The 9,177-nt window shown below is 61.4% G+C and carries 8 protein-coding genes; 2 read left to right on the top strand and 6 right to left on the bottom strand.

Annotated elements, in window-relative coordinates; translation table 11 throughout:
- Nucleotides 1-195: 195 nt before the first annotated feature.
- On the top strand, nt 196-1,419 hold the full coding sequence (locus tag FH975_RS13775; RefSeq protein WP_162321842.1) for a glycosyltransferase family 4 protein: 1,224 nt from the start codon (nt 196-198) through the stop codon (nt 1,417-1,419).
- 32 nt (nt 1,420-1,451) lie between these two features.
- On the opposite strand, the gene FH975_RS13770 is transcribed toward FH975_RS13775, so the two are convergent.
- The 4 genes from FH975_RS13770 to FH975_RS13755 all read right to left on the bottom strand — a co-directional run bounded on the left by FH975_RS13770 (nt 1,452) and on the right by FH975_RS13755 (nt 6,254).
- A complete protein-coding gene (locus FH975_RS13770) occupies nt 1,452-2,609 on the bottom strand; it encodes an App1 family protein (RefSeq protein WP_153078405.1) in 1,158 nt (385 codons plus the stop codon).
- Between the two features lie 68 nt (nt 2,610-2,677).
- Nucleotides 2,678-4,144, bottom strand: coding sequence for an MFS transporter (locus FH975_RS13765; RefSeq protein ID WP_162321841.1), 1,467 nt, complete (start codon nt 4,142-4,144; stop codon nt 2,678-2,680).
- Nucleotides 4,145-4,174: 30 nt separating this feature from the next.
- A complete protein-coding gene (locus tag FH975_RS13760) occupies nt 4,175-5,287 on the bottom strand; it encodes a VIT1/CCC1 transporter family protein (protein ID WP_162321840.1) in 1,113 nt (370 codons plus the stop codon).
- A gap of 91 nt (nt 5,288-5,378) precedes the next feature.
- Nucleotides 5,379-6,254, bottom strand: coding sequence for an inositol monophosphatase family protein (locus FH975_RS13755; RefSeq protein ID WP_162321839.1), 876 nt, complete (start codon nt 6,252-6,254; stop codon nt 5,379-5,381).
- 139 nt (nt 6,255-6,393) lie between these two features.
- Here FH975_RS13755 and FH975_RS13750 point away from each other — a divergent pair, with 139 nt between their 5' ends.
- Entirely contained in the window at nt 6,394-6,846 is a 453-nt protein-coding gene (locus FH975_RS13750; RefSeq protein WP_162321838.1) for a pyridoxamine 5'-phosphate oxidase family protein, read from the top strand.
- Between the two features lie 84 nt (nt 6,847-6,930).
- Here the strand turns inward: FH975_RS13750 and sucD are convergent, their stop codons facing one another.
- Together sucD and sucC are read right to left on the bottom strand one after the other, a co-directional pair.
- Nucleotides 6,931-7,935 carry a succinate--CoA ligase subunit alpha gene (gene sucD, locus FH975_RS13745; protein WP_162321837.1) on the bottom strand — a complete coding sequence of 335 codons (1,005 nt, stop codon included), beginning with the start codon at nt 7,933-7,935 and terminating at the stop codon, nt 6,931-6,933.
- Nucleotides 7,936-7,953: 18 nt separating this feature from the next.
- Nucleotides 7,954-9,117 (bottom strand): ADP-forming succinate--CoA ligase subunit beta, encoded by a 1,164-nt coding sequence (gene sucC, locus FH975_RS13740; protein WP_162321836.1) that lies wholly within the window; start codon nt 9,115-9,117, stop codon nt 7,954-7,956.
- Nucleotides 9,118-9,177 lie beyond the last annotated feature (60 nt).

Here is a 9,177-nt window from a genome sequence, read left to right as displayed (position 1 = left end):
GGGAAACCCCGCCCACCTCTCGGCCGTGTACAGAGTCCACGACCTTCACCCCGCTAGTCCCGGTGGCAGGGAAACCCTGCCCACCTTCCGCTGGGTGTGTGCGAACTGTCAGGGTCCATAAACGTTCACGGACTGTTTACCCAGTACGCACCCCCGCGTCGGTCCACGGCTACCGGCAGCCTCCACTATGAAGATGTGAAGGTTGTAGTAGTCGCAGAGTCGTTCTTGCCCCATATGAATGGAGTGACCAACTCCGTTCTCAAAGTCCTCGCCCATTTGCGTCGCCGCGGCGACGATGTGACAGTCATTGCGCCCTCTGATTCCTTTCTTGAGTCCAATCCGCTGGCAGAACACCTGCCGCAGCAGCCGCAGCTATGCTCAGGCTTCCCCGTCGTAAGGGTTCCTTCCATCCCACTTCCGGACTACCCGAAGGTCCGAGTCGCCGCCGGGTTCGTGATGCGCATCAGGCACCTCCTGGAGCAGCTTCAACCAGATGTGGTGCATGTGGCCTCACCTTTCGTACTTGGTTGGCGGGCGATCCAGGCTGCCGACGCCCTGGGCCTTCCTACAGTGTCGATCTATCAGACTGAGGTCCCCACGTATGCGGCCAGGTACCGGGTTCCCTGGGCTGAGCAGTTGATGTGGCAACACGTGGAGCGGATGCACAACGCCTCCACTCTGACCCTGGTGCCCAGCTCCTTCTGTAAAAGGCAGTTGCGCGAACGCGGCATCCACCGGCTCAAGACGTGGCGGCGCGGAGTGGACTTGGACCTCTTCGCTCCCGAACGCCGCTCTGAGCGACTCCGCAAGCGGATCGCCCCCGGTGGCCAGAAGCTCATCGGATTCGTCGGACGGCTCGCGGCAGAGAAACAGATTGAGGACCTCGCAGAACTGGACACTATGCCAGGAACGCGCCTGGTCATCATCGGCACTGGCCCAGAGGAGAAGATGCTGCGCCGGCGGCTGCCCAATGCCTACTTCGCAGGTTTCCAATCAGGAGACGGTCTCGGATCACACGTGGCTAGCCTAGATGTGTTCGTTCATCCGGGTGAAGCTGAAACCTTCTGTCAAACCATCCAGGAAGCTTTCGCCGCTGCGGTCCCCGTAGTCGCTGTAGGGCGAGGCGGCCCTGTGGACTTGGTGGACCCGGGCCGCACAGGGTGGCTCTACCAACCCGGAGACCTCGAAGGCATGCGTGCAGCCGTTGAGCATCTCATCAATGACGACGACGCCCGCTTCCGCGCCGGCGCTGAAGCTCACCAGGAAGTCCAAGGACGCACCTGGGAAGCGATCTGCAACCAACTGATCGGCCACTACGCCCGTGCTGTCGATGTCAATGACAGGCTGCAAGCCAACCGGGCACGGCAGTACATCACATCCAGCTGGGTCTCTCGCGCCCTATTGCCCGGCGTGAACTAGTCGAAAACTGATCCGACAGGGATCCTCTCCACCTATAGCAGCCCGTACTCGGCAAGAGTCGTTGCGATGTCTTTTCCGTCGGGCCCGTAGATCCAGGGGATGCGGTGCTCACCGACCTTTTGGATACCCGGCAGGTGTTCGCCATCCTCAGAGACGCTCATCAGCTGCTCACCAGTAGGATGCTCCGCACGGCCACCAGCCAACACAGCCTCCGAATAGGTGAGTTCACGAATAATGACAGCCCGGACAGATCCCGGGTACCGACGAGTGAAGTCTGCGTAGATGATCGGATCGTGCTGGCCGTCATCCCCCATAAGAATCCACTTCACCTGCGGGAATTCCTCAGCCAGTCTGGCCAGCTGCTCCACTTTGTGCTGCTTGCCGGATCGGAACCAACGGTCTTGGGTTGGACCCCAATCCGTCAGCAACAGCGGCCCGTGCGGATATAGGTTGCGCGTTAGGAACCGGGTCAGCGTCTGGGCAACATTCCACGCCCCCGTGGAAACGTAGATCACCGCTGCACCTGGATTCTTGGTCAGCAAACGCTCCATCATCACTGCCATACCGGGGGTCGGGGTCCTGGCGTGCTCGTCGAGCACAAACGAGTTCCACGCAGCGAGGAACGGACGCGGCAACTTGGTGACCACCACGGTGTCGTCGATGTCGCAGATGACACCGGTAGTGACATCGTCACCGACAATCTGCACCTCAGCCTTGGTCTGCTCGGCTCCGGCAGCATTAAGCGTCACCTGCTGCCACCCGGGCTCCAGATGAGCTCCCGCAGGCAACTCGAGCACCTGGTCCACGATCCCGCCACGGTCAGCCGACATCCGGAACGTATGTCCAGCAACCTTCGCGGTCACCTCGGCGAACGGGACCGGCGCGGAAACAAAGTTTCGCCACCCGCGCACCCCGTCGGCGATGACCTTGGCCACCCTGCGACCGTTCTCAAAGTCCGAACTTGGCGCCATAACAATGCGTGAGAAAACCCTCACCCAACGGGGCGACCCATAGCCGGCCAGCGAAAGCACCGTTACGTGCTGGCCCCGCTCCCTGGCAAGGTTCAACCGGAACTGGTGCCATCGGTCTTCAATCTTCATGGCGCGGTTACGCGCCGAATGCGAGTAGTGCTCCCGCACCGCTGCCAAGTCCTGACGGATCTCGGTGGGCTGGGGCTTATCAGTCCTCATCGTCTCCCATAGTAATGAAGATGAGCGCGGACTGAGTCACCCGAGCACCGCGGCGTCACACGAGAAGCTCATATGGTGGTGCGCAGGGCGGCTTCTTTGATGAGGAGGTTGGTGACCACTGCCGGCAGAGTCAGGCATGCTGCGACCAAGAACATGGTGCCAGTAGCATCAGCGTACGTCGGTGAAGGTGAAGAACCGTTGACTTCCGCCACGGAGACTCCCACCACCTGAAGGGCCATCACTGATCCCAGAATGGACGTCCCAGCCGCGCCTCCGAAAACACGGAAGAAAGCAATCAGCGCACTGGCCTGACCAACCCGGGTGACAGAGACCGTGTTCTGCACAATCAGCATCAGGTTCTGCATCTGTGCACCGAACCCGAGACCGACCACGAGCAAGTACGTCAGCACCAAGGCGTAGGGCGTGCCCTGACCCACTGTGGCAAGAGCGAACATCCCGGAGCTCATGATGAACGATCCGGAAACGATGTAGACCTTCCAACGGCCGTAACGGGTGATCAGCCGTCCAGTGATGAGAGAGCCGATGAGGTTGCCCAGCACCAGGGGCAGGATCATGAGTCCGGACTCCGTGGGGCTCAGCCCCCGTCCAATCTGGAAGTACTGACCCAAGAAGGCCGGCATGCCGAACAGACACACCGCAATTGAAGCAGAAGAGACCGCCGCCAAGAAGGTGGTGCGGTCCATCAGCATACGCAGCTGAACGATCGGGTTGCGCACTTTGCTCTCCACCAGGACAAACACGGAAAGCAGAACCAGAGCTGCCGTCAGAAAAGCCGCCGACTGCCAGGACAGCCAGGCGAAGAACTCCGGTGTACCAGCAAATGAGAGCCAGACCAGCAGCAGCCCAGATGCGATCACCAGCAATAACGCGCCCAGGTAGTCAATGCGACCCGGGCTCCGAAGGACGGGGACCCGAAGGGTTCTTGCCACCATGATGAGCACAAACACCGACAGTGGAATGCCCACAAAGAAACACCACCGCCAACCGAGCGTGTCAACGGTGATGCCGCCGATCAGGGGCCCCAGCGCAGTTGCCGATGCCAGGCACGCACCGATGTACCCGGCGTACTTCCCGCGCTCCCGCGGAGAGACGATCGAGGCCATAATCGCCATAGCAAGCGCAGCCAAACCACCCAATCCGATGCCCTGAACGAACCGTGCCGCGATGAGGGTCTCCATATTGGGTGCGAATCCGGCACCCAGGGAGGAGAGGAAGAAGATCACGTTCGCCACCTGGAAGAGGACCTTCTTGCTCATCATGTCAGCGAGCTTGCCCCACACGAGGGTCGACGACGCATTCGCCAGCAGAGTGGCGGTGACAACCCAGGAGTACTGAATCTGTGTGCCGCCCAATTCCTGGGAGATCACCGGCAACGCGGTGACCACCACGTTCATCGAGACCATGGCGGTAAAGAAAACAGCCAAGATGCCAGCAATGGCCCAACCGAGGTCTCGGCGGGTCATACCTTCCGGCAGGCTGCTCTGCGCAGCCCGAGAACGTGATTTTAGTTGCATTTGCGAACTAGTTTACGGTTTGTCTAACAGCTATGCAACACCCACGCCGAGCAACGTTCCCAACATGTATGTGATGGCAGCGGCTCCGAACCCAATGGCCAGCTGGCGCAGTGCTCGCGTCAGCGGAGAAGCACCCGATAACAGCCCGACAGTTGCGCCGGTACACAGCAGGGCGATGCCGACCATTGCCGTGGAGAGCCCGACCGCCCACCAGCCGGTGGCGCCGAATAAGTAGGGCAGAACGGGTATCAGGGCGCCCACGGCGAAGAAACAGAAGCTGGAGCCAGCGGCGGTCCATGCCGAACCTACAGCTCGGTGTTCGTCCACCTCTTCCTCGGGGTTGTAGGAGCGCTCCGGGCGGCAGTCACAGTCGAAGGCGCCCAACCGCTCCAGGGCACGGTGTTCGGCGTCTTCTGTGCTCAGTCCTCTGGCGCGGTAAACGAGCACCAGCTCGTTATGGTCGAAATCAAGGTCTGGTGCTGCACGGATCGTCGCCTGGGTAGGACGAGTCGCGTCAAGCAGCTCGCGTTGGCTGCGTACAGAGATGAACTCCCCCGCAGCCATGGACAGGGCCCCAGAAAGAAGCCCCGCAATACCGGTCAGAAGCACCACGGTCGCTCCGACACCAGTGCCTCCCATGCCCATAATCAGTGCAAAGTTGGACACCAATCCGTCATTTGCGCCGAATACGGCGGCCCTGAAACCTCCGGAGAGCTTCTCCCGCCCCCGGGCGGCGAGGGCGCGGACGACCTCTTCGTGGACCTCTTCATCAGCCGCCATCCGGCGGGTCGCGTCCTGATCACGTTCGTAGGGGGACTCTCCCTCGGCCCGCTGGGCGAGCGCCAAGACGAATACTGAACCGAAGATGCGCGCCAGCCAACCCAACATGACGCGGTGGGCTGAAGGTGAGGGGAGGTTCTCCGCATGCGGGCCCAGCAGATCTCGCCAGTGCGTCTGGTGCCGACGCTCAGCTGCTGATAGTCCCAGCAGGATCTGCCGTTCCTGCCCGGTCTTGCGGTGAGCCAGTTGTTCATACAGCCTGGCTTCTGCGATTTCGTCAGCAAGGTATTTCCGCCAGCGCCGGATCTGCTTGGGCCGCGGCTCACCCCTTGCGTGGTCGGCTTCAGTGTTCACACTGTCCATACTGCCGTGCTCCTCGGCAGGCCGAGCAAATGGGACGTGGTGTGACAATTGTTCAGCACGCCTAAGCGTTTGCTGTGCCTAACTTACAGGTTCAGGCCCCGCGGCGAACAAAGCGCGCGACGACGTCTGCTGAAGTGGGTGCCTGCACCCCGGGGCCGAGCCCCACATACCCAGGGGCCAGGTGAAGATCTTCGGTGACGGAACCGGCCCAGGCCCTGTCTCCGCGGGTGCCGTAGGGAAGGAAGCTTCCACCAGCCCGGCGCAGAATCAGTTGCGCAGCCGCAACATCCCACGGACTGGTGCGGCAGTTGATGACCGCATCGGACCATCCGGCGGCCAGGTGGCACAGCTCCAGCGCCCCGGAGACGATCCTGCGAACGGTGGCGTAGGTGGTCACCAGGGTTCCGAAGGCTTCAAGGGCCTCCGCGCCGTACTTCTCAACTCCCCAGGCGCCTGGGAAGTTGGTCAGCAGAGAGAGGTTCTCCTCTGCCACACCTTCCTTTGAGGCGGGGCTGAGCACAGTCTCCGTCCCATCGCGGTGCATGAGGTAGGCGGCGTCGTCGTCTGCGGAGAACGTCCATTCGTTGATGGGGTCATAGACGACCCCGGCCAGCACGACATTGTCAACGGCCGCCGCCACCGAGACGCTGAACATCGCGAACCCGTGCGCGAAATTGGAGGTGCCGTCGATCGGGTCGATGATCCATTCAACGCAGCCTTCTCCATGCGATCCCCCTTCTTCTCCGGTAAACCGAGAGTCGGGAACGGCACTGTTCAGCAGATCGATGAGCGTGGTCTCGGTCTGGGTATCCCACACCGTGACCAGGTCATGTGCGGAGGTCTTCAGCTCCACATCCATCTGCGAACGGAAGGCAGTCTTCAGAGGGGACCCGGCTGTGCGGGCAGCGGTGACGGCGATGCTGCGCAGTTCGGCCGCAGATGGGAGGTGGGCACGGGAGTGAGTCATGCGTCCACTCTAGAGCTGGAACTGTTGAGTGTGGAAACTCTTCTTCACGGCTCTCCTCTAGCGCGGTAATTCCCCGCGAGTAGACTGGCAGTACCGGGCAAGGCGGCCCGGCAGACGACTCAGAGGGAGCGACTCCGCGATGTTTGATCACCCCAACAACGATCCGGTGCTGAAGCTGACCGAGGAGCAGTCTTGGGCGCTTATAGAGGGAACTCAGCATGGACGGCTGGTCGGCGTCGTCGGGGGGCGCCCTGACATCTTCCCGGTAAACATCGCTGTCCGCGACCGCCGAGTCTTCTTTCGGACGGCCCCAGGGACCAAGTTGGCCGAAGTGGCGATCAATGACCATGTCCTCATTGAGGCTGACGGAATCCTCTCGGATCAGGCGTGGTCAGTGGTGGTGCGGGGCTCAGCGAGACTCCTGCAAACCTCACGTGAGCTGGCGGTGGCCGAGTCCCTGAACCTCCGTCCCTGGGTTCCGGGACCCAAGGAGCAGTTCGTGGAAGTGACTCCCGTCGAAATCACAGGTCGGCACTTCCGATTTGGCCCCTATCGCGACCCCGAGCTCGGCGAGGGCTCCGAGGGCGGTTAGGGGTAGGCGCTGGTTTGAGGGCTTAAACGGGGAAACGCCGCCGCCTGTGACAACACTGGGCAGCGGCGTTTCCTCAACCGTGAATTACTTTTTGAACGTGTCCTTCACTTTTTCCACGAGGGTTTCAGCCTTGTCCCTGACGGTCTCAGCAGCACCTGCGACCGGTGAAGAGCCGCTGCCCTTGTAGATCTCGCGCAGCAGCTGGGCGGTCTCGGAAGGAGTCTTGCCAACTTTCACGCCAGCAGCTTCCAGAGCTTCCTTCTTAGCTTCAGCGGTTCCGGAGGAACCGGAGACGATGGCACCTGCGTGGCCCATGGTCTTGCCCTCCGGCGCGGTGAAACCTGCGACGTAGCCGACAACAGGCTTGGTGACATGAGCCTTGATGTATTCGGCAGCTCGTTCTTCTGCATCGCCGCCGATTTCACCGATCATGACGATCGCCTCGGTGTCCGGGTCGGCCTCGAAAGCTTCCAATGCATCAATATGCGTGGTGCCGATGACCGGGTCACCGCCGATGCCGATGGACGTGGAGAATCCGATGTCACGCAGTTCGTACATCATCTGGTAGGTCAGCGTCCCGGACTTGGAGACCAAGCCGACGGGACCCTTGTTGGTGATGTTGGCCGGAGTGATACCGGCCAGCGACTCGCCTGGGGTGATGATGCCTGGGCAGTTGGGCCCGATGATCCGCGTCCGGGGCTTACCGTCGACCCCGGTTTTGGTGAGTGAGAGGTTGTACAGCTCGGCGGAGTCCTGCACGGGGATTCCCTCGGTGATGATCACCAGCAGGCCGATTTCAGCCTCAATGGCCTCCACTGCGGCGTCCTTGGCAAACTTCGGCGGCACAAACGCCACGGAGACATCTGCGCCGGTTTTCTGCATGGCCTCGGTGACGGACCCGAAGACGGGCAGTTCGACGTCATGGCCGGTCTTGTCCTTATGAGCAACTGTGGTGCCGGCTTTGCGTGCGTTGACACCGCCGACGATGTTGGTGCCTGCTTTGAGCATCAGTGCGGTGTGTTTGGTGCCCTCACCGCCGGTGATGCCCTGGACGATGACCTTAGAGTCCTTGTTCAGGTAGATAGACATGTGTGTGCGCCTCAGTCCTTACTTGTTAGCCAGCTCGGCGGCCTTGTCGGCGCCGCCGTCCATCGTGTCAGCGGTGATGACCAGCGGGTGGTTGGCCTCTTTGAGGATCCGGCGGCCTTCGTCTACGTTGTTGCCATCCAGCCGGACCACCAGTGGTTTGGTGGCCGTGTCGCCCAGGATCTCAAGGGCTTTGACGATGCCTGTGGCCACGGCGTCACACGAGGTGATGCCGCCAAAGACATTGACGAACACGGACTTGACCTGATCATCACCCAGGATGACGTCTAGGCCGTTGGCCATGACCTCTGCTGATGCTCCGCCCCCGATGTCCAGGAAGTTGGCCGGGGTGACTCCGTCGTGGGCCTCACCGGCATAGGCCACCACATCGAGAGTGGACATGACCAGTCCAGCGCCGTTGCCGATGATCCCTACCGAACCGTCGAGCTTGACGTAGTTGAGGTCATTTTCCTTCGCCTTGGCCTCCAGTGGGTCCTCAGCGGACTCGTCGACCAGATCCGCGTGAGCTGGCTGGCGGAAGGCGGCGTTTTCATCAATGGTGACTTTGCCGTCCAGGGCAATGATGGCGCCATCGCCGGTTTTCACCAGCGGGTTGACCTCCACCAGGGTGGCGTCTTCGGCGGCGAAGGCTCCCCACAGCTTCTGGAAGGCCTCCACCAGTGCGGGCACCTCATCGGAGGAAAAACCTGCTTGGGTGGCGATCTCCGCGGCGGCATCAGCGTCGATGCCGGTGTTGGGATCGAAGTTGTACCGGACCAGCTTCTCCGGGGATTCGACGGCGAGCTGTTCAATCTCCACGCCGCCTTCTTTGGAGCACATCGCCAGATAGTTGCGCTCAGCGCGGTCCAGCAGAATTGAGAAGTAGTACTCCTCGGCGATCTCAGCACCCTGGGCGATCATCACACGGTGCACAGTGTGCCCCTTGATGTCCATACCGAGGATGGATTTCGCGTGCTCGTAGGCCTCATCTGCAGTTTTGGCGAGCTTCACGCCGCCGGCTTTGCCGCGGCCACCCACCTTCACCTGAGCTTTGACGACGACGACGCCGCCAATCTGCTCTGCAGCTGCCTTTGCTTCTTCTGGGGTTTGCGCCACGATGCCGGCGAGCACGGGTACCCCGTGTGCCTCAAACAGATCGCGCGCCTGGTACTCATACAAGTCCACGTGTGGTGTCCTTCTGCGTCGAAGTCAACTTCACTTATCGAATGCCGCCAAGGCCGTAGT

Source organism: Nesterenkonia haasae, assembly GCF_010119385.1.
Taxonomy (GTDB): domain Bacteria; phylum Actinomycetota; class Actinomycetes; order Actinomycetales; family Micrococcaceae; genus Nesterenkonia; species Nesterenkonia haasae.
This window is presented reverse-complemented; position numbering and strand designations above follow the sequence as displayed.